19 protein-coding genes are annotated in these 23,109 nt (G+C 64.1%); 11 read left to right on the plus strand and 8 right to left on the minus strand.

Annotated elements, in window-relative coordinates; translation table 11 throughout:
• Positions 1-40: 40 nt before the first annotated feature.
• Positions 41-1,261, minus strand: coding sequence for an N-acetylmuramoyl-L-alanine amidase (locus tag ACROUL_RS12445; RefSeq protein WP_431299788.1), 1,221 nt, complete (start codon positions 1,259-1,261; stop codon positions 41-43).
• A gap of 159 nt (positions 1,262-1,420) precedes the next feature.
• Between ACROUL_RS12445 and ACROUL_RS12450 the strand changes: the two genes are divergently transcribed.
• Positions 1,421-2,164 (plus strand): DsbA family protein, encoded by a 744-nt coding sequence (locus ACROUL_RS12450; RefSeq protein WP_431299789.1) that lies wholly within the window; start codon positions 1,421-1,423, stop codon positions 2,162-2,164.
• A gap of 138 nt (positions 2,165-2,302) precedes the next feature.
• Here ACROUL_RS12450 and ACROUL_RS12455 read toward each other — a convergent pair whose 3' ends face one another.
• A complete protein-coding gene (locus ACROUL_RS12455) occupies positions 2,303-4,525 on the minus strand; it encodes an NADP-dependent isocitrate dehydrogenase (RefSeq protein WP_431299790.1) in 2,223 nt (740 codons plus the stop codon).
• A 141-nt stretch (positions 4,526-4,666) separates the two neighbouring features.
• Positions 4,667-5,350 carry a fumarylacetoacetate hydrolase family protein gene (locus ACROUL_RS12460; protein WP_431299791.1) on the minus strand — a complete coding sequence of 228 codons (684 nt, stop codon included), beginning with the start codon at positions 5,348-5,350 and terminating at the stop codon, positions 4,667-4,669.
• A gap of 180 nt (positions 5,351-5,530) precedes the next feature.
• Here ACROUL_RS12460 and ACROUL_RS12465 point away from each other — a divergent pair, with 180 nt between their 5' ends.
• The 7 genes from ACROUL_RS12465 to ACROUL_RS12495 all read left to right on the plus strand — a co-directional run bounded on the left by ACROUL_RS12465 (position 5,531) and on the right by ACROUL_RS12495 (position 12,215).
• Positions 5,531-6,217: a FadR/GntR family transcriptional regulator gene (locus ACROUL_RS12465; protein ID WP_431299792.1), complete on the plus strand. Its 687-nt coding sequence runs from the start codon at positions 5,531-5,533 to the stop codon at positions 6,215-6,217.
• 86 nt (positions 6,218-6,303) lie between these two features.
• On the plus strand, positions 6,304-7,266 hold the full coding sequence (locus tag ACROUL_RS12470) for an ABC transporter substrate-binding protein (protein ID WP_431299793.1): 963 nt from the start codon (positions 6,304-6,306) through the stop codon (positions 7,264-7,266).
• A gap of 72 nt (positions 7,267-7,338) precedes the next feature.
• Positions 7,339-8,103 (plus strand): ABC transporter permease, encoded by a 765-nt coding sequence (locus ACROUL_RS12475; RefSeq protein ID WP_431299794.1) that lies wholly within the window; start codon positions 7,339-7,341, stop codon positions 8,101-8,103.
• On the plus strand, positions 8,090-8,881 hold the full coding sequence (locus ACROUL_RS12480) for an ABC transporter ATP-binding protein (RefSeq protein WP_431301305.1): 792 nt from the start codon (positions 8,090-8,092) through the stop codon (positions 8,879-8,881). Before ACROUL_RS12475 ends, ACROUL_RS12480 begins: the two co-directional genes overlap by 14 nt.
• 7 nt (positions 8,882-8,888) lie before the next feature.
• Positions 8,889-9,641, plus strand: coding sequence for an ABC transporter permease (locus ACROUL_RS12485; RefSeq protein WP_431299795.1), 753 nt, complete (start codon positions 8,889-8,891; stop codon positions 9,639-9,641).
• Between the two features lie 42 nt (positions 9,642-9,683).
• On the plus strand, positions 9,684-11,216 hold the full coding sequence (locus ACROUL_RS12490) for an acyl--CoA ligase (protein WP_431299796.1): 1,533 nt from the start codon (positions 9,684-9,686) through the stop codon (positions 11,214-11,216).
• 21 nt (positions 11,217-11,237) lie between these two features.
• The gene (locus ACROUL_RS12495) at positions 11,238-12,215 is read left to right on the plus strand and encodes a 2-dehydropantoate 2-reductase (protein ID WP_431299797.1); all 978 of its coding nucleotides are present in this window, start codon (positions 11,238-11,240) and stop codon (positions 12,213-12,215) included.
• A gap of 257 nt (positions 12,216-12,472) precedes the next feature.
• Here ACROUL_RS12495 and ACROUL_RS12500 read toward each other — a convergent pair whose 3' ends face one another.
• The 5 genes from ACROUL_RS12500 to ACROUL_RS12520 form a co-directional block, all read right to left on the minus strand.
• Complete coding sequence (locus tag ACROUL_RS12500; protein ID WP_431299798.1) at positions 12,473-13,981, minus strand: malonate--CoA ligase; 1,509 nt, start codon at positions 13,979-13,981, stop codon at positions 12,473-12,475.
• A gap of 65 nt (positions 13,982-14,046) precedes the next feature.
• Entirely contained in the window at positions 14,047-17,178 is a 3,132-nt protein-coding gene (locus ACROUL_RS12505; RefSeq protein ID WP_431299799.1) for an efflux RND transporter permease subunit, read from the minus strand.
• Positions 17,179-17,181: 3 nt separating this feature from the next.
• Positions 17,182-18,345: an efflux RND transporter periplasmic adaptor subunit gene (locus ACROUL_RS12510; RefSeq protein ID WP_431299800.1), complete on the minus strand. Its 1,164-nt coding sequence runs from the start codon at positions 18,343-18,345 to the stop codon at positions 17,182-17,184.
• A gap of 258 nt (positions 18,346-18,603) precedes the next feature.
• The gene (locus tag ACROUL_RS12515) at positions 18,604-18,996 is read right to left on the minus strand and encodes a thiol-disulfide oxidoreductase DCC family protein (RefSeq protein WP_431301306.1); all 393 of its coding nucleotides are present in this window, start codon (positions 18,994-18,996) and stop codon (positions 18,604-18,606) included.
• Between the two features lie 37 nt (positions 18,997-19,033).
• Entirely contained in the window at positions 19,034-19,825 is a 792-nt protein-coding gene (locus tag ACROUL_RS12520) for a helix-turn-helix transcriptional regulator (RefSeq protein ID WP_431299801.1), read from the minus strand.
• A 99-nt stretch (positions 19,826-19,924) separates the two neighbouring features.
• Between ACROUL_RS12520 and ACROUL_RS12525 the strand changes: the two genes are divergently transcribed.
• Genes ACROUL_RS12525 through ACROUL_RS12535 form a run of 3 tightly spaced genes read left to right on the plus strand, consistent with a single transcriptional unit; the run spans position 19,925 to position 23,099 of the window.
• Entirely contained in the window at positions 19,925-21,055 is a 1,131-nt protein-coding gene (locus ACROUL_RS12525; RefSeq protein WP_431299802.1) for an ABC transporter ATP-binding protein, read from the plus strand.
• A 31-nt stretch (positions 21,056-21,086) separates the two neighbouring features.
• Positions 21,087-22,244 (plus strand): ABC transporter substrate-binding protein, encoded by a 1,158-nt coding sequence (locus ACROUL_RS12530; RefSeq protein ID WP_431299803.1) that lies wholly within the window; start codon positions 21,087-21,089, stop codon positions 22,242-22,244.
• A 3-nt stretch (positions 22,245-22,247) separates the two neighbouring features.
• Complete coding sequence (locus tag ACROUL_RS12535) at positions 22,248-23,099, plus strand: ABC transporter permease (protein ID WP_431299804.1); 852 nt, start codon at positions 22,248-22,250, stop codon at positions 23,097-23,099.
• The last annotated feature ends 10 nt before the right edge of the window (positions 23,100-23,109 follow it).

Here is a 23,109-nt window from a genome sequence, read left to right on the forward strand (position 1 = left end):
GGACGATCACAGGAGCGACAGTTCGCCCCCGTTTGCCACATCACGGCGCGGCGACGGCGCGGACGGCTGCGTCGGCCTCGGACCAGATGAGGATGCCTTGCAGGACCGCCTCGGCCATCTGGGCGCGCCACTTGGGGTCGGTGATCCGCTTGAGGTCGCGGGCCGAGGACAGGAACCCCACTTCCAGCAAGAGCGAGGGGATATCCGGCGATTTCAGCACCGAAAACCCGGCCTGCTGGCGCGGGTGGCGGTGCATCTTGAGCCCTGCCCCCTTGATCGCGGCCACCAGACTGTCGGCCAGCCGGTCGGTGCGGGGCGCGGTTTCGGTGCGGGCCATGTCCATAAGCACCTCGGCCACCAGATCGTCCTGCGCGGTCAGGTCGATGCCGGCCAGCAGATCGTCACGGTCGTGGCGTTCGGCCAGCGCGGCGGCGGCTTCGTCGGACGCGTCGGCGGAGAGGTTGTAGACGGTGGACCCTTGCGCCTCGCCTTCCGACAACGCGTCGGCGTGGAGCGAGAGGAACAGATCGGCCTGAGCTTCGCGGGCGATGGAAATGCGGGCTTCGAGGGGGACGAAGACGTCCTCGTCGCGCGTCATGACCACGGTAAAGCGGCCGTCGCGCAGCAGCAGGTCTTTCAGTTCGCGCGCGAAGGTCAGCATCAGCGCGGCCTCGGTATGGCCGTCGCGTTCGGCGCCGGGGTCGATGCCGCCATGACCGGGGTCAAGCACAACGACGATGGGGCCAGCGCCACGGCGTTCGGCGCGCGGCAGGTTTGCGGGGCTGGGTGGCGCCCATTCGGGCGGTTCGGGGCGGGCTGCGGCGGTGGCAAAGCTGGCGGCGTCGGTCGGTCGCAGGGTCAGGCGGATTTTCGCGCTGCCATCGGTGGTGACCATGTCGGCGACCGCGATCTGGGTGGGTCCGGCAAGGTCGATCACCAGCCGCGACCAGCCGGGGCGGAACACGCCGGCGCGCAGGCCGCCGACGGCGCCGTTGATCACCAGCCGGTTGATGCCGCGCCAATCAACCTCGCGCACGTCAAGAACCAAGCGCGCGGGGGCATCCAGTAGCCGCACACGCCACGGCACCGACTGGCTGAGCGCCAGCGTGACGCGCGTCTCGTCGCCCTTGGTGACGACCGAGGAGGCATCGGGATCGAAGCGGGCAAGGGCGGAAAGGTCCTGTGCCCCTGCCCGGCCGGCAAAGGTGAGGACGCTGGCAAGGGCCAGGATACACAAGGCAAGGCGGGCAAGGGCGATCATCGGCTCAGGTATCCATCGGGGGCACGCAAATGTAAATTCGGCTTTGCGGGCCTGCCCCACTGCAAATCACTTTCGCGGGAGACGCTGCGCTGTGCTTGATCTTGCCCCGCCGCGCACCCTAAGGTCTGGCGCAAACGTGATACCCGAAGGATTTTTCCCATGCGCCGCCTTGCCCTTGGTCTTGCGACCTGCCTTTACGCCACCTCAGCGCTTGCCGGCGGGCTGGGCGAGATGACCGCCGAGGAGCGCACGCAGTTTCGCGAAGAGGTGCGCGCCTACCTGCTGGAGAACCCCGAGGTGCTGGTCGAAGCGATGGACGAATTGCAGCGCCGCGACCAGATGGCCGCCGGCGAGCGGGATGCGCAACTGCTGAAATCCAACGCGGCGGCGCTGTTTGCCGATACCGACGACTGGGTCGGTGGCAACCCGGCGGGCGATGTGACGCTGGTGGAATTCATGGATTACCGCTGTGGTTATTGTCGCAAGGCGCATGACGAGGTGAACGAGCTGGTCAACGCGGACGGCAACATCCGCTACATCGTGAAGGAATTCCCGATCCTTGGCGAAGGCTCGACGATTTCGTCGAAGTTTGCGATCGCGGTCCGGATGCTGCACGGCGACGAGGCCTACAAGGCCGCGCATGACGCGTTGATCACCCTGCGCGGCGAGCCGACGCCCGAGGTGCTGACGCGGCTGGCGACCGACCTGGGCCATGACGGCGCGGAAGTGCTGGCGAAGATGGAAACGCCCGAGGTGAAGGCGGTGATCGACACCAACCACGCGCTGGCGCAGACCATGCAGATCAACGGCACGCCGACCTTTGTGATCAACGGTGTCATGCTGCGCGGTTATGTGCCGCTGGACGACATGCGCAGTATCGTGGCGGACGAACGCGCCGGGTGAAGGAAGGCGCGAGCGGGGTTAATCGCTGAAGTTGCACGGCGGGGCGAACGCGACTGCTCTGATGCCTACCATCGATGGGTTGGAGGCCGATCATGTGCACAAGGCCCGCCGCAACCGGCGGGCCTTGGCCTTGGTGCATCAACCGATGATGTCTGCGAAGGTTCGGGACGGACGCATCACTGCTTCGGTCTTTGCCGGGTCGGTGTGATAGTATCCGCCAAGATCCACCGGCTTGCCCTGATCACGACCGAGTTCTTCGATGATCCTGGCCTCGTTGTCCGCAAGCGCCTTGGCGATGGGCGCGAAATGCGCGGCAAGGTCCTTGTCTTCGGTCTGCGCCGCGAGGGCCTGCGCCCAGTAAAGCGCGAAATAGAAATGGCTGTCGCGGTTGTCGGTCTGGCCGACCCTGCCCTTCGGCGATTTGTCGTGGTCCAGAACGCCTTGCGTGGCGACACCGACAGCCTTGCCCAGCACGCGGGCCTTGGCGTTGCCCTTGAAGTCGCCGAGGTATTTCAGACTTTCGCCAAGCGCGCAGAATTCGCCCAGCGAATCCCAGCGCAGGTGGTTTTCCTCGACCAGCTGCTGCACGTGCTTGGGGGCGGAGCCACCGGCACCGGTTTCGAACATGCCGCCGCCGTTCATCAGCTTGACGATCGACAGCATCTTGGCAGAGGTCCCAAGTTCGAGGATCGGGAACAGGTCGGTCAGATAGTCGCGCAGCACGTTGCCTGACACGGCGATGGAGTTTTCGCCCTTGCGGATGGTTTCCAAGGACAGGCGGGTGGCCTCGCGCGGGGCGAGGATCTGGAATTTGTCCGCCACCCCTGCCGCCGCCAGTATCGGTTTTACGTAGTTGATCAGCTCGGCGTCGTGCGGGCGGGTTGCATCGAGCCAGAAGATCGCCTGACAGCCTTCGGCCTTCTGGCGGTCGATCGCCAGACGGACCCAGTCTTCGATCGGGGCCTTGCGGGTGGAGGCCGCGCGCCAGATGTCGCCCGCGCTGACCTCATGCTGGTGGAGAACATCGCCGTTGGCAGCAATCACACGCACGGTGCCATCTTTCGGAATTTCAAAGGTGGTCGGGTGCGAGCCGTATTCTTCGGCCTTCTGCGCCATGAGGCCGATGTTCTGCACGGTGCCGGCGGTTGACGGGTCAAGCGCACCGGTCTTTTTGAAATAGGTGATCGCCTCGTCATAGATCGTGGCATAAGAGCTGTCGGGGATCACGCAGTTGGTGTCGGCGGCCTTGCCGTCCGGCCCCCAACCCTTGCCCCCCGCCCGGATCAGCGCGGGCATCGAGGCATCGACGATCACGTCGGACGGGACATGCAGGTTGGTGATGCCCTTGTCGGAGTTCACCATGTAAAGCGGCGGGCGGTCCTGCACCACGGCGGTGATGTCAGCCTCAATCGCGGCGGCATCGGGCATGGTGGCGACCCGGTCCATGAGCGCGCCGAGGCCGGAGTTTGCATCGACGCCAGCGGCACGAAGGGCATCGCCGTGCTTGTCGAAGACGGGGGCGAGGAAGGCCTTGACCGCATGGCCGAAAATGATCGGGTCGGAGACCTTCATCATCGTGGCCTTGAGGTGGATCGAGAACAGCACGCCCATCTCTTTTGACGCGGTGATCTGTTCTTCAAGGAATGCCCGCAAAGCCTTGGCGGACATGAAGGTGGCATCGACAACCGTGCCAGAGGGATAGCTGACGCCGTCTTTCAGCACCGTCACCGAACCGTCGTTGGCCACCAGTTCGATGCGTGCCGGACCAGCCTGCGCGGCACTGATGGTCACCGATTTCTCGTTCGACCGGAAATCGCCCGCCGACATGGTGGAGACATGTGTCTTGCTGCCGGCTGACCATGCGCCCATCGAATGGGGGTTGGCCTTGGCGTAGTTCTTCACTGCGACGGCGGCGCGACGGTCCGAGTTGCCTTCGCGCAAGACTGGGTTCACCGCCGAGCCCTTGATGGCGTCATAGCGACGGCGGGCTTCCTTTTCCTCGGGCGTTGCCGGGGTTTCGGGATAGTCGGGCAGGTCATAGCCCTGCCCCCGCAATTCCTTGATCGCCGCCACCAGTTGCGGCCCCGAAGCCGAGATGTTCGGGAGCTTGATCACGTTCGCCTCGGGCGTGGTGACCAAGGCGCCCAGAACCGCCAGATCGTCGTCCTGGCGCTGTGCGGGGGTCAGCCGTTCGGGAAATGCGCCGATGATGCGTCCAGCAAGGGAAATGTCGCGGGTTCCGACCGTGACCCCTGCCGCCGCAGCGAAGGACTTGATGATCGGCAAGAGCGATGCCGAGGCAAGCTGGGGGGCTTCGTCAACCTTGGTGAAGACGATGTCGGGAACGGAACGGTCGGTCATGTACGGCCCTGCTGTTATCTTTTGCGATCATGGCATCGGGCAAGGCAGCGACTGGAGGCGCTGCCCTGCCCGACCCTTCTTGCGCAATCTAGACCGCATGGACGTGCGGCGAAAGCGGCAACTCTTGCGGCGCGCGGCCGGTCAGACGACCTTGACGACCAGCGTGCCCAGACCATCGATGGCGGCCTCCATCGTGTCGCCGCGCACCACGGCACCGACGCCAGAGGGGGTGCCGGCCATGATCACGTCGCCAGCCTGCAATTCAAAGTATTCCGACAGATACGAGATCATTTCAGGCACCTTCCAGATCATCTGGTTCAGATCGCCCTCTTGCCGGACCGCGCCGTTGACCTTCAGTTCGATCCGGCCTTGGTCGGGGTGCCCGACCTGCGAAGCGGGGTAAAGCGGGCCGACCGGGCCTGACCGCTCAAAGGCCTTGCCGATTTCCCACGGGCGGCCCTGCTTCTTGGCCTCGCCCTGAAGATCGCGGCGCGTCATGTCAAGCGACACGGCATAACCCCAGACGTGGTTCAGCGCGTCGGCGATGGCGATGTTCGACCCGCCGGATTTCAGCGCGACCACCAGTTCCACCTCGTGATGAACGTCCTGGCTGTGCGGCGGATAAGGGAACTCGCCGGTCGAATCGAGGTTGTTCGGGTTCTTTTGAAAGAAGAACGGCGGTTCGCGATCCGGGTCGTGCCCCATTTCGACGGCGTGGGCGGCGTAGTTGCGCCCGATGCAATAGACGCGGCGCACCGGGAACGACCCGCCACCACTGACGGGAATCGAAGGGGTCTGTGGCGCTGGGATCACGAAATCGGTCATTTTCCACCTCTTGAGGGAAGGTCTTGGGGCGGAACCTATCGCGGTGTTTTTGCAAAATCAATCCTGCTTGGTCGCCAAAATTGAGGCCAATTATAAACCAATTCACGATTGATTTCCAAAAAGATAGACGCTATGGCTGTATTTCCGAAGGATTGGTAGACCAATTAGGGGTAATGGTCGATGGATGAGCCTGAGCTGGAAACACTCGATCCCGTGGCCCGCCTGCGCGGCTTCATCCACGATGGCGGCTACGCCAGCGGCGGAAAATTGCCTCCCGAACGGCACCTTTCGGACGAACTGGGCCTGTCGCGGGCAACCCTGCGAAAGGCGTTGGATGCGCTGGAGCGGGATGGGGTGATCTGGCGCCATGTCGGCAAGGGCACCTTTGTTACCGACGGCAGCCCGCCGAAGGGAACGACCAGCGCGATGGTCGAGCTGGGCCGCCAGCTGACTCCGTTCCGGATGATGCGTGCCCGTCTTGCTATCGAGCCGGCCATTGCGCGTGAGGCGGCGGTCAACGCATCGGGCGAGACGCTGCGCAAGATGCAGCGCGCGATCGAACGCGCCAAGGCCGCCACCACGTGGAACGAATACGAGCTGCAGGATGACCTGTTCCATCGGTCGGTCGCAGAAGCCAGCGACAACCTGTTGCTGCTGACGCTGTTCGAGCAGTTGAACGAAGTGCGGCGCGCCGTGGCCTGGGGCAGCGTGACGCGCGAAACGGCGCGTCCGTCGCCCGACCATTCGAGTTTCCTCGAACACGACGCCATCGCCGCCGCAATCGCGGGCCGCGATCCGCACGCCGCCTATGAAGCGATGCGCAAGCACCTGGGGTCGGTGGCGAAGCGACTTTTCGGAGAGGTGTGAGAGCAGAAAGACCGCCCGGTTCAAGGCTGACAGGAGGCCCTGCCGGGCAAAGCCGGACGTAGACAGAATTCTCAGGGAGGAGAATCATGAACGCCTTCTTTGCAAAACTTGCAGGGGTTGCCCTTGCGACCAGCATGACCGTGTCGGCCGCGCAGGCCGAGACGATCCGTATCGCCCTTGCCGAACCGCCGTCGGACGAAATGGCGGCCTTCTTTGTGGCGCTTGATCGCGCCAAGGCCAACGGGCTGGATTACGAGTGGACCGCCTTCGCAGAGGAAGAGCTTGCCATTCAGGCGGTGCTCAGCGGCGACATGGATATCGCCTTCGGCACACCTTACGCCGCCATGCAGCGGTCGAAAGCGCCGGTGCGGATCATCTTCCAGCTGTCGAAGCTGGTGTTCTTTCCGGTCGCCACCAAGGAATTCAACACCTTGAAGGATCTGGACGGCCAGCCGATCATGCTGCATTCGCGCGGCGGCGGGACGGATTCGATCGCCAATGTGATCGAGACGAAGGAAGGCATCAAGTTCGGCGAGCGGTCCTATGTTCCGGGTTCGGGCAACCGCGTGGCAGCAATGCTTGCCGGTCAGGCCAATGCAACCATCCTTGATCTGTCGAACCGCAACAAGATCATCGCTGAAGCGGGCGACCGGTTCAATTCGCTGCCGATGTTCGAAGTGAAAGCCAGCGACGAGGCGCTGTTCGCCAACCTCGACTGGATCAAGGAGAACGAAGAGGCCGTGAACATCCTCGTCAAGGCGCTGCACAGCACCTGGACCGACATGGCCAAGGACCCGACGATCATCAGCCGCGAAACCAACCCGGACGGCCCGATCGGCCAGCTTCCGGCAGAGGTTCTGGCCGAACTGGACGGGTTCTACACCGAAGCCGTGGCCGGTGGGCTTTACGATCCGAACGGCGGCGGCCGCGAGGCGGCGAAGGCCGACATGGAATGGTATGTCGAGGCGGGCCAGCTTGAAGGCGACCCGGCCACGCTGAACCTCGATGACTTCTGGTACTTTGCCCCGCTTGATGCGGCGATGAAGTAACCGCTGCACCACCAACCGTCGGCGGCCAGCACGCCGACGGTTCCCTTTCCCTGGCTCAAGGCGGAACGCGACGTGATCAGACACCGTCCCCTCATGCTCAAGCTGTTGTCGGCCCTGATCGTATTCGGGGCATGGGAGATTGGCGGGCGGATACCCGTCAGCTATGCCTTCCCGACCTTCATCGATTCAATGGCCGCGCTGGCGCGGATGACCTTCGACGGGTCGATCTTCGTGGCTTACGCCGAAACCCTGCAACCCTTGGTGGTCGGGGTGCTGATCTCGGCCGTGTTCGGCATCGGGCTGGGCCTGTGGATCGGGCTGAGCAAGGGGTTCGAATGGCTGTTTTCGCCGATCTTCATCGTCATGCAGGCCGCCCCCCTTGCCGCGCTGATCCCCATTCTGGTGATGGTCTACGGCATCGGGCTGACGTCGAAGGTGTTTGTGGTCTGCATCATGGCAATGCCGGTGATCGTGCTGAACACGGCCTCGGCGGTCAGGAACACTCCCGCTTCGCTAAAAGAGATGGCGACGTCATTTCTTGCGCAAGATCGGGATGTGCTGCTGAAGATCATCCTGCCGGCCGCGTCGCCGGTGATCTTCTCCGGCCTCCGGCTTGGTGTATCTGCGGGTTTCATCGGGGCGATCCTGTCCGAGTTGAAGATCACGCCGACCGGGGTTGGCGACATCATCACCTACAGCCGTTCGATCGCTGATTACCCCAGCATGTATGCAGCAATCTTTTCGATCATCCTTCTGGCAGTGATCTTCCTGAACCTGCTTGAGAAGCTTGAAAACGTCCTCTTTGAAGGGAACAACCGTGGATATGCAGCCGATTAAGCCAGATACACGGCAGGCCGTGACCGAAAGCGCCGTTTCCGTCCGCAACGTCTCGAAGGTCTATGGCGACGTTCAGGCGCTGAAGGATTTGTCGCTGGAGTTTCCGCGTGGCGAACTGACATCGCTTCTGGGGCCGTCGGGCTGCGGCAAGACCACACTGCTGAAGATCATCGCGGGCCTCTTGCCGGCAACCTCGGGCGAGATCGAGGTCAACGGCCAGCGGGTGACGGGGCCCGGCCCGGACCGATCTTTCGTGTTTCAGGACTTTGCGCTGTTGCCTTGGGCCAGCGTGATTCGCAACGTGGCTTTCGGGCTGGAGCTGCGCGGCGTCGCGAAATCGGAGCGTGAGGCGATTGCCGAGAAATATATCCGCGAGGTGGGTCTGGCGGGGTTCGAGAAGAAGTTCCCGCACCAGCTTTCGGGGGGCATGCGCCAGCGGGTGGGCCTTGCGCGGGCCTTGTCGGTGAACGCGCAGGTGCTGCTGCTGGACGAGCCGTTTTCCGCCGTGGACGAACAGACCCGGCGCAAGTTTCAGGAAGACCTGCTGGAACTGGTGAAGAACGAGAAAAAGACCTTCATCTTCGTGACCCATTCGATCGAGGAAGCGGTCTACGTATCCGACCAGATCGCGATCTTGCTGCCGCGCCCAAGCCGCGTGTCGGAAATTATCCGCCCCTCCAGTTTCCGCGACAAGAGCGTTGACAACATCCGCCGCGACCCCGAATACCTCGACATCGTCGACCGTATCTGGGCTTCGCTGCGCAGCTACGTGGAGTGAGGGCGGCATGTATGTTTATGGACGCAAGCTGCCCGCGCTATCGTCGCTGATCCTGTGGGCGCTGCTGTGGGAGGTGATCGGCCGCGCAGGCCTGACCTTCTTCATCCCGCCCTTTTCCGAAGTGGTGGTCACGCTGGTCGGGCTGATCCCGACGCCGGCGTTCCTGAATGCGCTTTTCGTGACCGGCTATGCGTTTCTTGCGGGCGTGTTCTTTGCCATCGTCATCGGCATTCCGGTGGGCATCCTGATGGGCAAGAACCGCATTCTTGACGAACTGCTGCTGCCTTGGGTCAACATCTTTCTGTCGGCGCCGCTGACCGCGCTGGTGCCGGTGCTGATGGTGCTGTTCGGGTTCGGCACCAAGACGGTGATCATCACGACGGCGCTGTTCGCGATCTGGATCATCATCCTGAATGCCCGCGCCGGGGTCAGGCAGATCAACCGGTCGCTGGTGGAAATGGCGCGCAGCTTTGGTGCTTCGCCAATGGACGCCTTCGTGAAGGTCTATTTCTGGGCGGCACTGCCGGAAATCCTTGGCGGCGTCAGGATCGGCGTGATCCGGGCGGTGAAGGGGGTGATCATCGGCCAGCTGCTGATCTCGATCGTCGGGTTTGGTGCGCTGTTCGAGCTTTATTCCAGCAAGTTCCTGATGGCGGAGTTCTGGGCGGTGCTGATCGTGCTTTTCGGACTTGCCTTCGCGCTTTCGGAATTCCTCGCTTATCTTGAGCGCAAGGTTTCCTATTACGCGGCGTCGCGCTAGGTCTGCGGTGCGGCCAGATCCTGCCCTGAAAGAAAGACTGCCATGACAGCCACAGTTTCCGCCCTGCTTGCCGAAAAGGACGCCGGCTCGAACGCCATCGGAGCGCCGGGGCGCGCGTGGCTGAGCTATGGCGCATTGCGGACCCTGTCGGCCGAGGTCGAGGCCGCCTTGCGCAGCTTCGGGATCGGGGCTGCGGACCGGGTGGCGATCGTGCTGCCAAACGGGCCGGAAATGGCCACCGCTTTCGTCGCAATCGCGCAGGCGGCAGTGACCGCGCCGCTGAACCCGGCCTATCAGGAAAACGAGTTCAGTTTTTACCTGCAGGACCTGCGGGCCAAGGCCATTGTAGTGCCTGATGGTTATGACGGGCCGGCGCTTGCGGCGGCGGCACCGCTGGGAATGGCGATCCTGCGGCTGCACAGCGATCCGGCGGAACCCGCCGGGCAGTTCCGCCTGAGCGGCACCCCTGCGGCAATGCCTGCGCCAGCGGGCAAGCCCGGGCCGAACGCGACGGCACTGATCCTGCACACCTCGGGCACGACGTCGCGGCCCAAGATCGTGCCTCTGTTGCAATCGAACCTTGCGGCATCGGCAGGCAACATCGGCACCTCCTTGGCGCTGACGCCTGCCGACCGCTGCCTGAACGTGATGCCGCTTTTCCACATCCACGGGCTGATTGCGGCAGTCACCGCATCGCTGGCGGCGGGCGGATCGGTCTGGTGTGCGCCGGGGTTTGATGCCCTCAAATTCTTTGGCTGGATGAAAGAGGCCGAGCCGACATGGTATACCGCCGTGCCGACGATGCATCAGGCGATCCTGTCGCGCGCGGCCCGCAACCGCGACGTGATCGACGCGCATCCTCTGCGCTTCTTGCGGTCCTCTTCGGCGTCGCTGCCGGCGCAGGTGATGCTGGAACTGGCCGACACCTTCAAGGCCCCGGTGATCGAAGCCTACGGCATGACCGAGGCGACGCACCAGATGGCCTGCAACCCGCTGCCGCCCCGCGCGCAAAAGCCGGGGTCGGTGGGTGTGGCGGCCGGCCCCCTGCTGCGCATCGCGCATGAGGTGGAGAACCGGCTGATCGACGGCACCGGCGAAGTGGTGATTTCCGGCCCGAACGTGACGCCCGGCTATGAGGGCAACCCCGACGCCAACGCGAAGAACTTTTTCGAAGCCGACGGTCTGCGCTGGTTCCGCACTGGCGATCAGGGTGCCTTGGACGAGGAAGGCTATCTGCGCCTGACGGGGCGGCTGAAGGAGATCATCAACCGGGGCGGCGAAAAGATCAGCCCGCTGGAGGTGGACGGCGTGCTTCTGGATCACCCTGCCGTGCAGCAGGTGGTGGCCTTTGCAATGCCGCACCCCAAGCTGGGCGAAGAAGTCGCTGCGGCGGTGGTGCTGCGCGAAGGCCAGAGTGCGACGGAACGCGAGATCCGCGATTTCTGCGCCGCACGCATGGCGGATTTCAAGGTGCCGCGCCGGGTGGTGATCCTGGACGAGATCCCGAAGGGGGCCACGGGCAAGTTGCAGCGCATCGGGCTGGCCGAGAAGCTTGGGCTTGGCCAACCGGCCTGAGCCGGGCAGAGGGAACCGGACATGAAGATCTGTATCTTTGGCGCGGGCGCGATCGGTGGTTACATGGCGGCCAAGCTGGTGCAGGCCGGGGCGGATGTCAGCATCGTGGCGCGCGGCCCGCATCTGGCGGCGATGCAGGCAAAGGGCCTGACCCTGCTGGAAGAGGGCGCCGAGCCTGTCACGGTGCAGGTGCGCGCCAGCGCCGAGGCGGCGGACCTTGGGCCGCAGGATTATGTGATCGTCACGCTGAAGGCCCATTCCGTGCCGCCGATGGTGGGCAGGATGCAGCCGCTGATCGGGCCCGAGACGACCATCGTCAGCGGCGTGAACGGCGTGCCGTGGTGGTATTTCCACAAGATCGGCGGTCCCTTGGAGGGCACCCGGCTGCACAGTGTCGATCCGGGCAATGTGCAGTGGGACGGGTTCGGCCCCGACCGCGTGCTTGGCTGCGTGGTCTACCCGGCGGCCGAGGTCAGCGAACCCGGCACCATCCGCCATATCGAGGGCAACCGGTTTTCGCTGGGCGAGCCCGACGGGTCGAAATCCGACCGGGCGGTGGCACTGTCGCAGGCGCTACAGGCGGCCGGGTTGAAGGCCCCGGTGCGGCCACGCCTACGCGATGAGATCTGGGTCAAGCTGTGGGGCAACCTGTCGTTCAACCCGATCTCGGCGCTGACCCATGCCACGCTGGACGTGCTGTGCACCGATCCCGGCACGCGTGACGTGGCGCGGCGCATGATGATCGAGGCGCAGGTGATTGCCGAAAAGCTGGGCGTCAGCTTCCCGATCGACGTCGAACGCCGAATCGACGGCGGCGCTGCGGTCGGCGCGCATCGCACGTCGATGCTGCAAGACCTTGACGCGGGGCGTCCGATGGAAATCGACGCGCTGGTGGGGTCGGTACAGGAACTGGGCCGCATCACCGGCACGCCGACCCCCACGGTCGACACCGTCCTTGCGCTGGTCGCGCTGCGCGGCCGGGTGGCGGGACTTTACTGACGCCGCGGCAGCGCAGGCACCTGCGAGGATGGCATCAGACGGACAATGGGCACCACCGCTGGCGCGGCAATCGAACCGGCTATTTTTCCGGCGGTCCGTTCCCAAGCGCACAGCCTGACGGATGTCCGGCCTGCGGTTGGCGCCGCTTGCGCATTTCGGCGGCGGGCATGACACCTTTGCACATCGCCATCGTCGGGGCGGGCCTCGCCGCTCTGGCCTGCGCAGGGCGGCAGAAATCCTGCGCCCTCAGAGCAGGATCACACGCTGCCTGCGAACCGATCCCGCAGCACGTTTTTTTGCACCTTGCCCATGGTATTGCGCGGCAGTTCGTCGACAAAGATCACCCGACTTGGCCGCTTGAACCGTGCCAGCCGCCCTTCAATCGCCACGACGATATCGGCTTCGGTCAGTACGGGCTGCCCGCTGGGCACAACGATTGCGGTCACGGCTTCGCCAAAGTCCTTGTGCGGCAAGCCAATGACGGCGGATTCCAGCACCCCGGCGATATCGTCGATCTCGGCCTCCACCTCTTTGGGGTAGACGTTGTAGCCGCCGGTGATGATCAGATCCTTGGCCCGCCCGACGATGTGGACGTAGCCATTGTCGTCGATCCGCCCCAGATCGCCGGTGATGAAGAAACCGTTCGCGCGCAGTTCCGCGGCAGTCTTTTCCGGCATCCGCCAATAGCCCTTGAAGACGTTGGGACCGCGCACCTCGATCATGCCGATCTCGCCTTGTGCAAGGGGGGCGCCATTGTCGGGGTCGGTCACGATCACCTCGGTTCCTGGCAGGGGCAGGCCCACGGTGCCCGCCACCCTGTCGCCTTCATAGGGGTTCGAGGTGTTCATGTTGGTTTCGGTCATGCCGTAGCGTTCAAGAATTGCCTGACCGGTGCGGGCCTGCCATTCCCTGTGCGTTTCGGCCAGAAGCGGGGCTGAACCTGATATGAATAGCCGCATCCGCGCTGTTGCTGCAGAATCGAGCCGGGCGGACTCAAGGAGCCGGACATAGTAGGTTGGCACGCCCATCAGCACGGTGGCCCGCGCCATGAGGTCAAGGATAAGGCCAGCGTCGAACTTTGGCAGCAGGACCATGGACGCGCCGGAAAGCAGCGTGACATTAGTTGCCACGAAGAGGCCGTGGGTGTGAAATATCGGCAAGGCGTGGATCAGCACGTCGGCTTTGTTAAAGCGCCATGCCTCGCACAGGGTCAGGGCGTTCGACACCAGATTGCCATGCGTCAGCATCGCGCCTTTGGATCGGCCCGTGGTGCCGGACGTGTATAGAAGTGCTGCCAGATCGTCTGCGTTGCGGGGTACGGTGGCGAAGTCAGGGCGGGCGGTCACCGCCGCATCCGACAGGCTGCCTTTGCCATTGGCATCCAGTGTCACTAGGCGGGCGCCGGTCTTATCTGCGATCGCGGCGAAATCGGCGACGCGGGCGGGATCGCAGACAAAAAGCGCGGGTTCGGCATCACCGATGAAGTAAGCCACCTCGGCCACGGTGTAGGCGGTGTTCAACGGCAGGAACACCGCGCCCGCGCGGACGGTGGCGAGGTAGAGGATGATTGCCTCGACCGACTTTTCGACCTGCACGGCAACGCGGTCGCCGGGCTTCACGCCCAAGCCAACCAGCGCGTTGGCCATCTGGCCGGTCCGGACCACCAGATCGGCGTAGGTGATGCGGTCGCCCGCCAGAGTTTCGATCGCGGTGGCGGCAGCGTCGGTGATCGAGCGGGAGAGGATGTCGAACAGGTTCGCGCTCATTGCACACTCCTTGGCTGCGGCAAGGTATGTCGCGGCGACAGGGTCTTCGCAACGGTCATGTTGCGCTATTCGGCGGGATGGTCACGCACGGCAGCACCCCGAAGTTCAGCGTGCAGAAGCTCCGTCTCGGCCGCCCTTGGCCGCGCGAAACCGGCCAGCAGAAGGTAGGCGACGGGCGTGATGTAGAGCGTGGCCAAAGTGGCAAGGCCGAGGCCGCCGACGATAATCCAGCCCAGCACTTCGCGCGCCTCGGCACCGGCCCCTTGCGCGAGAACCAGAGGCAACCCTCCGAGCACTGTGGCGACCATCGTCATCATCACCGGCCGCAACCGGACGGTGGCGGCCTGTTCGATCGCGTCGCGGACCGTTGCGCCACGCTCGCGCAGTTGATCGGCAAATTCGACGATCAGGATGCCGTTCTTGGCCATGATACCGACCAGAAGCACCAGCCCGATCTGCGAATAGACGTTCAGACTGCCTCCGGTCAGCAAGAGGGCGAAGATCGCGCAAGCCAGCCCCAGTGGCACCGTCGCCATCACGATCACGGCGGAGACGAAGCTTTCGAACTGCGCCGCCAGCACCAGAAAGACCACAGCCAGCGCAATTGCGAACGTGACCAGCAAGCCCGACGAGGTTTCGCCCAGCGTCGCCGCCTCGGCCAGTGGAACAAGGCGCATGTCTTCGGCCAGAACGCCGTCCGACAAGGCCTGCAATTCGGCCAACGCATCGCCCAAGGCGAAATCTGGCGTGAGCCCGGCGCTGATCGGAACCGACCGGCGCTGCGCCTCGCGACCGAGTTCGGGTGCCACCGCACGCTCGGTCAGCGTTGCGAAGGACGACACCGGCACCATGTTGCCGTCGAGAGATGCGACGAAGGTTCGCTCCAGATCGCCGGGGTCGTTCACCGGATCCGAGGTGGAGACGAGGCGGATGTCGAAGCTGTCGTCATCCAGAAAGAGCGTGCCGACGGTTCGGCCGTCAAGCACCGCCTGGAAGGCTTCGCCAAGGCCGTCGATCGAAACCCCGAGATCCTCGGCCCGGCTGCGGTCGATCTCGACAAAAAGCTGTGGTTGCGTGGTGTCATAGCCAAGCCGCACCTGACCAAAGCGCGGGTCTTTCTCCATCCGGTCGACAAGGGTGCGCGCGACGTCGGCAAGGCGCCCATAATCGTCACCGACCAGGGCGACGGAAAGCCCCTGCCCCGCCCCGCGGATGCCCAGCGAGTTCGGCTGAATGGCAAAGGTCCGAACCCCGATCACGCCGCGCAGCTTGGCGTTCAGTTCGTCCGCGATGTCCTGCTGGCTGCGCGTCCGGTCGGCCCAGTTTGCCAGCGTCACCACGATGAAGCCCCGGTTGTCCGACCCGCCCATTCCCGCGATGGCGAAGACGCTCGTCACCTCGCCCGACGCGCGCAGCGGTTCGATCAGCGCCTCGATTTCGCGCATCTTGCCGTCGGTATAATCCAGCGATGCCCCTTGCGGTGCCTGCACCGACAACAGGACTGCCGCGCGGTCTTCACTGGGGGTCAATTCCTGGCGCAGCGAGGCCATGCTGGCCACCGCGAGCGCCGCGAACAGGACCGCTACCGCAACCGACACCACCGGCGCGGCTAGGCAGAGCCGCAGTGTTTTGCCATAGACCCGCGCCAGCGCCTCACCGACCGAGGTCATAACGCCCCGGCTTTCGACATGCGGCTTCAACAGGCGCGCGGCCAGCACCGGGCACAAGGTCAGGGCCGTGACGGACGACAACAGGACCGCAATCGCCAGCGTGAAGCCGAACTCGCGGAACAGGCCGCCGGTTTGCCCGGGCAGGAACGACAGCGGGATGAACACCGCCGCCAGCGTGGTGGTGGTGGAAAGGACGGCAAAGAATACCTGCCGGGTGCCAAGCACAGCCGCAGCGCGCGCGCCCATGCCTTCGGACCTGCGCCGAACGATGTTTTCCAAGACCACGATCGCGTCGTCGACGACAAGGCCGGTTGCCAGCACGAGTGCCAGCAAGGTCATGATGTTGATGGAAAACCCGGCCAGCCAGATCGCCGCCAACGTGCCGATCAGCGCCACTGGCATCGCGATGACCGGGATCAGCGTTGCGCGGGCGTCCCGCAGGAAGATGTAGATCACCGCCGTGACGATCAGGACCGACAGGGCAAGTGCAAGTTCAACCTCGTGGATCGCGCCGTCGATGAAATCAGCACTATCCGAGGTGACATACATCTGCACGTCATCGGGCAAGAGCGGTTGCAGATCGGCGACCACCTGCCGCACCGCCTTGGAGATCGCAAGCGTGTTACCGTTGGCCTGTCGGATGATCCCGAGGCCGATGCCGGTCTGGCCGTTTGCCCGCAGCACAGAGGCGCCCGGTTCAGGCCCAAGCGTCACCTGCGCCACGTCACCCAGTCTGACGTTGCCTGCGATGCTGAGCGCCTCAATCTCTTCGACGGTGCGGATCGCGGCGGTGGTGCGGACCTGCAAGCTTTGCCGGTCCGAGCTGAGCGCGCCGGCGGGGCTGTCGAACGCCGCGTCGCCCAAGACGGCCCGCAGATCGGCCAGTGTCAGCCCCCGCGCGGCAAGCTGCATCAGGTTCACGTCAACCCGAAACGCCAGTTCCCGGTCACCAAAGATCTGCAGGTCGGCCACGCCGGGGGCCGACAGCAGGCGGCTTTCGGCAAGGTCGCGTATCAGCGAGGTCAATTCGTCGGCCGTGCGCCGTGACGAGGTGACGGCGATCCGCAAGATGGCATCGGAATCGGCATCGGACTTGACCACGCGCGGCGCGTCGGCGGCATCGGGAAGTGCATTCGTTACCCGCGCCACGGCATCGCGCAGATCGGTGGCGGCCACGTCAAGTTCGACATCGTCGCGGAATTCGACGGTTACCCGGCTGGACCCGAACCGCGACGAGGAGGAAATCGATTTCACCCCGGCAATCCGGCTGACCGCGCCCTCGACCACCGCGGTCACTTCGCGGTCGATGGTTTCAGGCGCCGCTCCGGGATACGCGGTCGAGACCGAGACCACCGGTCGGTCCACATCCGGCAACTCGCGGACATCCGCGCCCAAGAGCCCCGCAAGCCCGGCAATGACGATCAGCGCGTTCAGGACGAAAGCAAGGATCGGTCGGCGGATAAACAGTGCGGTGCCACTGCCCAAGGCGGCAGGATCAGCAGCAGGTTCCGCGGGGGTGCGCTGCATCGGTCAGCTCCTCGGTGCGGTGACGCTGACATCGGCCCCCGGCCGCAGCGCCTGCACACCTTCGGTCACCACCAGATCGGCGGGATTGAACGCCGCATCGACCAGCACCGCCTCGGCATTGCGCTGCAGGATGCGGATCGGCAGGCGGGTCGCCTTGGCTTCGCGCACCACCCAGACGAAGGCACCCTCCGCTCCCCACTGGATCGCCAGCGGGTCGACGGCAGGATAGTCCTGTCCGGTGAACACCAGATTGATCTGGAAAGCCATCCCGGCGCGCAGCCGGTCATCGGCGTTGCCGATCGAAGCCTCGACGCGCAACGTGCGGCTGGCTTCGTCGACCCGGTTGTCGACGGCCACGATACGGCCCTCGATCACTTCGTTGGCGGTGGAGATTGCGGCTGCCTGCACCGGATCGCCCACGGCGACCAAGGCCGCCAGCCGTTCCGGCACCCGGAACTCCACGATCAGGCTGGACCGGTCCTCGATCCGAGTGACCGGGGTGGTTGGCGACAAAAGGTCCCCAACCTGCGGCGCGACAAGGCCGACATAGCCGGCGACCGGTGCCACGAGCCGGTGGTTCGCCAGATCGCGCGCAGCCGACTGCAGCCCAAGCTGCGCCGTCCGCAGGGCCAGTTCCGCCTCTTGGCTTTGCAGTGCGGTGGCGGTGCCTGACTGCGACAGTTGCTGCAACCGGTCGACGGTGCGCTGCGCATCCTCCATCACAAGGCGCGCCCGTTCAACCTCCAGTTCCGCTGCCTCGGAATCAAGTTCGGCGATCACGTCGCCCGCCGCCACCAGACTGCCTGGTGCCACCCTGATCGCCGCAAGCCGCCCGGTGATCTCGAACGAAAGTTCCACCGATTGCACACCCCGCGCCGACCCGATCGCCGAGACCACATCGCGCAGCGCCATGGTCTGCACGGCGTCCGCAATGACCGGCACACCGCCCCCGCCCGAGGCCGCACCGGGTGGGCCACCCGACGCCCCGCCCGGTCGCCCGACTTGGTCGGCCACTGGCGCGCCGGGAACGATGCCAACTGCCACGAGCGGCTGTAGCAAGCCGATCTGGTCCAACCAGGGCCGGGTTCCGGGAACAAAGCGGGCCGAAAGCGGGATCGCCACCAGCGCGATCAGCGCCACGATACCAAGCTGCGGAACTAGCCTCATGCGGTTGGCCTGCCTTCAGGTTTCGACTGCTTCTTTCCCAGTTTCCCCAGGGTCATCCAAACCTGTCTCATGCCACCTGAATGGCAAGGCAACAAGATGGTGATCGACGTCTTCGGACACGCCTGACGACCCACCGCTTGACGCCTTTACCCCCTGTGGCCGGAATCGTTCGGATCGTTGCATCATTTGACGCTGAAGCGAAGGTTATCAAGCAGTTCCGTGCCGCAGTCCGGCGGAGCCGCATGGCGCAACCGACGCTCAGCCCTGCACCGCTGCCGTATGCCTGCGCAAACGACGCAAATGCCAGTGGTAGATCACCGGGGCAAGCACGCGGTCATAGACCGCCGAGGCGATCTGCCTGACGCCTGGAAGCCCGACGATCCGCGCCAGCCAGCGATAACGCGGCATATCCGCCCAAAGCACCAGAAACGCCGGTATCCCGGAGGTCAGGGCGCCATCCTTAAGCACGTAAAGCCGCCGCGCGGCGGTGTCGGCATCCAGCCCCCACCGCCCCAGCATATCCGAGTTAAGGTCATCAAACCGGATCGGCAGGCCATTCGCTGCGGCGTAGCGTTCGTAGTGCCGGATTTCGAAGTTGCACACCGGGCAACTGGCGTTGAACAGAACTGAGGTTTCGGAGGCGTCTTTCATAAGCGACAGATAGGCCGGGTCGGCGTTAAATCCAGCCTCAGGACGCGTCAACGAGCGTGGTGAGGAACCGCGAGAAGAGTTCACCCTGCGAATTGATGTTCAGCTTGGAATAGATATTGCGCCGGTGAATGCGGACGGTGCCAGCCGCGATGCCAAGGATCTGCCCGGTCGACTCGGCCGAATGGCCTTGCAGGGTGAACTCGGCCACCTCGCGTTCGCGCGGGGTAAGGATGCCGTCACCGAAACGGCCAAGTTCGTGCGCAATGGCACGCCGCTGCCGCCCTGCGGCCTTGGGCTCCTGATCCTTGCGAAAGTGAAGCGAAAGGCCCGCCCAGTGCCGCGCAGCGACAGATGCCACAAAGGGAAAAAGCGCCTGCAAGGCAAGGTATTCCCTTTGGCTGAACGGCTTTTCGGCCCGCATCAGGGACAGGACGAGAATGGCATCTCCCGGCAGATCGACGAAATAGGCGATCTCTTCGGCAAGCCCGGTCTGGGCATAGTAATTGCGGTAATATTCGCCCTGATAGAACCGATCCGGTGCCAGATCGCGAAGGCGGTATAGGCCGGCTGCGACGGGCTGCGTGGCCGCTAGAAAGAACGGGTCCAGCAGATACGGCCCCGCCTGATAATCAGTGACGAAGATCTTGCGCTTGTTGGGCGGAAAGTCGTCGTAGACGTCCAGCGGCGGGTTAGTACCGTGATAGGCGAACATCACAGTATAGCTGAACGGGGCCACGTGACGCAGCAACGCGGCCAGCGAACGTGGCAATGCGGGACTGTCCAGCCCGGCCACGACCGCAGCCACCAAGGGCCAGATCGGCGCGCTCATCGGCGCGGCCTGATCGGCGGAACTACCCTATTTGTGATATATACAGCCAAATGGAGTTCTCCTACGCTTTGCCGTGTTTCATAGGATAGACGCGACCCCATGCAAAGCCAGAACGACACGGGCGCACAAGGTCAGACCGGCGACCGCCCCCTGATCGCCGAGTTTCGCGCGGCCACCAAACGCTATGGCGCGGTGCTGGCGGCAGACGCGCTGAGTTTTGGCATCGGCAAGGGCGAGTTCCTATCGTTTCTGGGGCCGTCGGGCTGCGGCAAGACCACGGCGCTTCGCATGCTGGCGGGCTTTGAAGTCCCTACCTCCGGCGATGTGTTTCTGGACGGCGAGCGTGTCACCGACGTGCCGGCATACCGCCGCCCGGTGAACATGGTGTTTCAGCACTACGCGCTGTTTCCGCATATGACTGTGGCCGAAAACATCGCCTATGGGTTGATTCAGCGCCGACCGCGACCGGATCGGGCGGATGTCGCCCGCAAGGTGGACCGTGCGCTGGACATGGTGCGCCTGTCCGGGTTTGGTCCACGCCGCATCTGGGAAATGTCGGGCGGCCAGCAGCAGCGCGTGGCACTGGCGCGGGCAATCGTGAACGAACCGAAGGTCCTGCTTCTGGATGAGCCATTGGCGGCGCTTGACCGCAAGCTGCGCCGCGAAATGCAGATCGAGTTGCAGACCCTGCAGCGCCAGCTTGGCATCACCTTCGTCCTTGTTACCCATGACCAGGAAGAGGCGCTGTCGATGTCAGACCGTATCTGCATCATGCGCAGCGGGCGCATCGTGCAGGCCGGATCGCCACTGGCGCTTTATGACCATCCAATCAATCGCTATGTCGCGGACTTCGTGGGGAAATCAAACTTCATCGACGGCGTCGTCTCGGCGGTGTCGCCTCACGGCGGCCAGATCGAAACCGCCTCCGGTTTCCGGTTCGAAGGCCGGGTATCCGGCGTGCTTGCCAAAGGGGCGAAGGCGGCGCTCAGCATCCGGCCGGAGCAGATCGACCTTGCCCATACCGTCCAAGCAGGTGCCGAGCCAGTCACCGTCATCAACCGGATCTTCCTTGGCGAACACACCGAATACCTCGTCCGCCACGCGGCCTTGGGCGATCTTCTGGTGCTGGTCGCCCGACAGGCCGAAGCGGCGGCGGGCGGTTTTGACCCCGGTGCGGCGGCCTTCGTTTCATGGAAACCGGAGACGGCGCTGATCCTACCACAAGATTGAACAGAACCAACCAAAACGGGAGACTTCAGAAATGACCGACAAGATCGACCACATCTCGCGTCAGAAGTTCATGGAAGAGTTGCGGCGGTATCAGAAGGGTTCGGTGTCGCGCCGGCATTTTCTTGGCGTGACCGGACTTGGCGCGGCATCGGCGGTTCTGGGCGCGGCGGTGCCCGGCCTGATGCCCCGCGCTGCGCACGCCCAATCCATCGGGGACCGGGTGGTGCTGGCCTCGTGGCCCAACTACCACGACCCGGCCAACTTCGACAGCTTCACCGAGGCCACCGGGGCTGCGGTTCAGATGAACGTCTTCGGATCGAACGAGGAAATGCTGGCCAAGCTGCAGGCCGGTGGTTCGGGCTGGGATGTGTTCGTGCCGACCAACTACACGATCACCACCTATGTCGACCAGGACCTGATCGAGCCGCTGGATCTGGCCAAGCTGCCGAATTACGACCCGGCCAGCTTTGACCAGCGCTTTGCCGGACCGGGCACTGTCAACGGCACGGTCTATGCGGTGCCGAAGAACTGGGGCACCACAGGCTTTGCGGTCAATACCAACCAGACCGGTGGCACGACGCCCACGACGTGGAAGGAGTTCTGGGATCTGACCCAGACCACCTTCTCTGGCCGCACGATGGTGCATGACTATCAGTTGACTACCATCGGCAACGCGCTGAAATACTTCGGCTATTCGTTCAACTCGATCGACCCTGCCGAACTGGCCAAGGCCGAGGAGTTGCTGTTGGCCGCAAAACCGCATCTTTTTGCGATCAGCTCTGACTACCAGCCCTCGATGCGGTCGGGCGATGCGTGGATGACGATCTGCTGGACGGGCGACGCCAAGCAGATGAACCGCGACATGCCGGAAATCGTCTATGTCCTTGGCAAGGAAGGCGGCGAGTTGTGGTCAGACTTCTACGCCATTCCCAAGGGGGCGCCGCATCGTGACGCGGCTTACGCGCTGATCAATTTCCTGCTGACCCCCGATGTCAACGCCAAGGAAGTCCTGTTCCACGGCTATCCGGTGGCCGATGCCCGGGTGAACGCCATCCTGCCGAAGGAAATCCTGAACGACCCGATCCTCTATCCTGCCGCCGATCTTCTTTCGGCGCTGGAGTTCGGCGCGGCCGCGACCCTGACCGATCCGAACCGGGCCGAGTTGATGGCCCGCTTCAAGGCGGCCTGAGCAATGCAGCGGCGGCTTTCAACATGGCTGCTTCTGGCCCCGGCGGGGCTATGGTTTGCAGTTATGCTGGTGCTGCCGCTGTGTTTTGTCGTGGTGTTCAGCTTTGGCGAACGGGAGGCGGCGGGCGGCTACGTTCCCGCCTTCACCTTCGCGCAATACGCCAACCTGCCCTCGCGCGGGACGGCGTTCCTGAACACGCTGATGCTGGCGCCCCTTGGTACGCTTTTGGCGCTGCTGATCGCCTACCCACTTGCCTATTTTCTGGCCATGCGGGCCGATCCGAAATGGCGCACGCTGCTGCTCATTCTGGTCATCGTGCCGTTCTGGACCTCGATCCTGATCCGCAGCTATGCGTGGATCTTCATCCTCGGCGGACAGGGCCTGCCAGCGGTGATCGAATGGCTGGGCTTTGGGCCTGTGCGGCTGATCAACACGCCCTTCGCGGTCCTGACCGGCATCGTCTACGGCTATCTGCCGCTGATGGTGCTGCCGGTCTATGTCAGCCTTGAGCGGCTGGACAAGCGCCTGCTGGAGGCGGCGGCCGATCTTGGCGCGCCCCCCCTGCGCAGTTTTATGCAGATCACGCTGCCCCTGTCGCTGCCCGGTGTGGCGACGGGCTGCATGCTGGTCTTCATCCTGCTGATGGGCGAGTTCCTGATCCCGGCCATGCTGGGTGGCGGCAAGGTGTTCTTCATCGGCAATGCGCTGGTCGATCTGTTCTTGCAGTCGCGCAACTGGGCCTTTGGCGCGGCGGTCGCCGTGACACTGGTGGTGATCATGCTGGTCACCGTGTCACTTTACATGTGGCTGATGCGCCGCCTGGGTGGCGTGCGCGACGATGTGGCCTTGATGTAAGGGAACCCCG

The organism is Tabrizicola sp. BL-A-41-H6 (assembly GCF_050632395.1).
GTDB lineage: Bacteria > Pseudomonadota > Alphaproteobacteria > Rhodobacterales > Rhodobacteraceae > JAUYQR01.

Coding starts and splice junctions, on each gene's coding strand:
- ACROUL_RS12480 (WP_431301305.1), top strand. CDS start 8,090: ATGCAGCCGATTAAGCCAGATACACGGCAGGCCGTGACCGAAAGCGCC.
- ACROUL_RS12485 (WP_431299795.1), top strand. CDS start 8,889: ATGTATGTTTATGGACGCAAGCTGCCCGCGCTATCGTCGCTGATCCTG.
- ACROUL_RS12490 (WP_431299796.1), top strand. CDS start 9,684: ATGACAGCCACAGTTTCCGCCCTGCTTGCCGAAAAGGACGCCGGCTCG.
- ACROUL_RS12510 (WP_431299800.1), bottom strand. CDS start 18,345: ATGAGGCTAGTTCCGCAGCTTGGTATCGTGGCGCTGATCGCGCTGGTG.
- ACROUL_RS12535 (WP_431299804.1), top strand. CDS start 22,248: ATGCAGCGGCGGCTTTCAACATGGCTGCTTCTGGCCCCGGCGGGGCTA.
- ACROUL_RS12505 (WP_431299799.1), bottom strand. CDS start 17,178: ATGCAGCGCACCCCCGCGGAACCTGCTGCTGATCCTGCCGCCTTGGGC.
- ACROUL_RS12515 (WP_431301306.1), bottom strand. CDS start 18,996: ATGAAAGACGCCTCCGAAACCTCAGTTCTGTTCAACGCCAGTTGCCCG.
- ACROUL_RS12500 (WP_431299798.1), bottom strand. CDS start 13,981: ATGAGCGCGAACCTGTTCGACATCCTCTCCCGCTCGATCACCGACGCT.
- ACROUL_RS12470 (WP_431299793.1), top strand. CDS start 6,304: ATGAACGCCTTCTTTGCAAAACTTGCAGGGGTTGCCCTTGCGACCAGC.
- ACROUL_RS12530 (WP_431299803.1), top strand. CDS start 21,087: ATGACCGACAAGATCGACCACATCTCGCGTCAGAAGTTCATGGAAGAG.
- ACROUL_RS12450 (WP_431299789.1), top strand. CDS start 1,421: ATGCGCCGCCTTGCCCTTGGTCTTGCGACCTGCCTTTACGCCACCTCA.
- ACROUL_RS12495 (WP_431299797.1), top strand. CDS start 11,238: ATGAAGATCTGTATCTTTGGCGCGGGCGCGATCGGTGGTTACATGGCG.
- ACROUL_RS12525 (WP_431299802.1), top strand. CDS start 19,925: ATGCAAAGCCAGAACGACACGGGCGCACAAGGTCAGACCGGCGACCGC.
- ACROUL_RS12465 (WP_431299792.1), top strand. CDS start 5,531: ATGGATGAGCCTGAGCTGGAAACACTCGATCCCGTGGCCCGCCTGCGC.
- ACROUL_RS12445 (WP_431299788.1), bottom strand. CDS start 1,261: ATGATCGCCCTTGCCCGCCTTGCCTTGTGTATCCTGGCCCTTGCCAGC.
- ACROUL_RS12455 (WP_431299790.1), bottom strand. CDS start 4,525: ATGACCGACCGTTCCGTTCCCGACATCGTCTTCACCAAGGTTGACGAA.
- ACROUL_RS12520 (WP_431299801.1), bottom strand. CDS start 19,825: ATGAGCGCGCCGATCTGGCCCTTGGTGGCTGCGGTCGTGGCCGGGCTG.
- ACROUL_RS12460 (WP_431299791.1), bottom strand. CDS start 5,350: ATGACCGATTTCGTGATCCCAGCGCCACAGACCCCTTCGATTCCCGTC.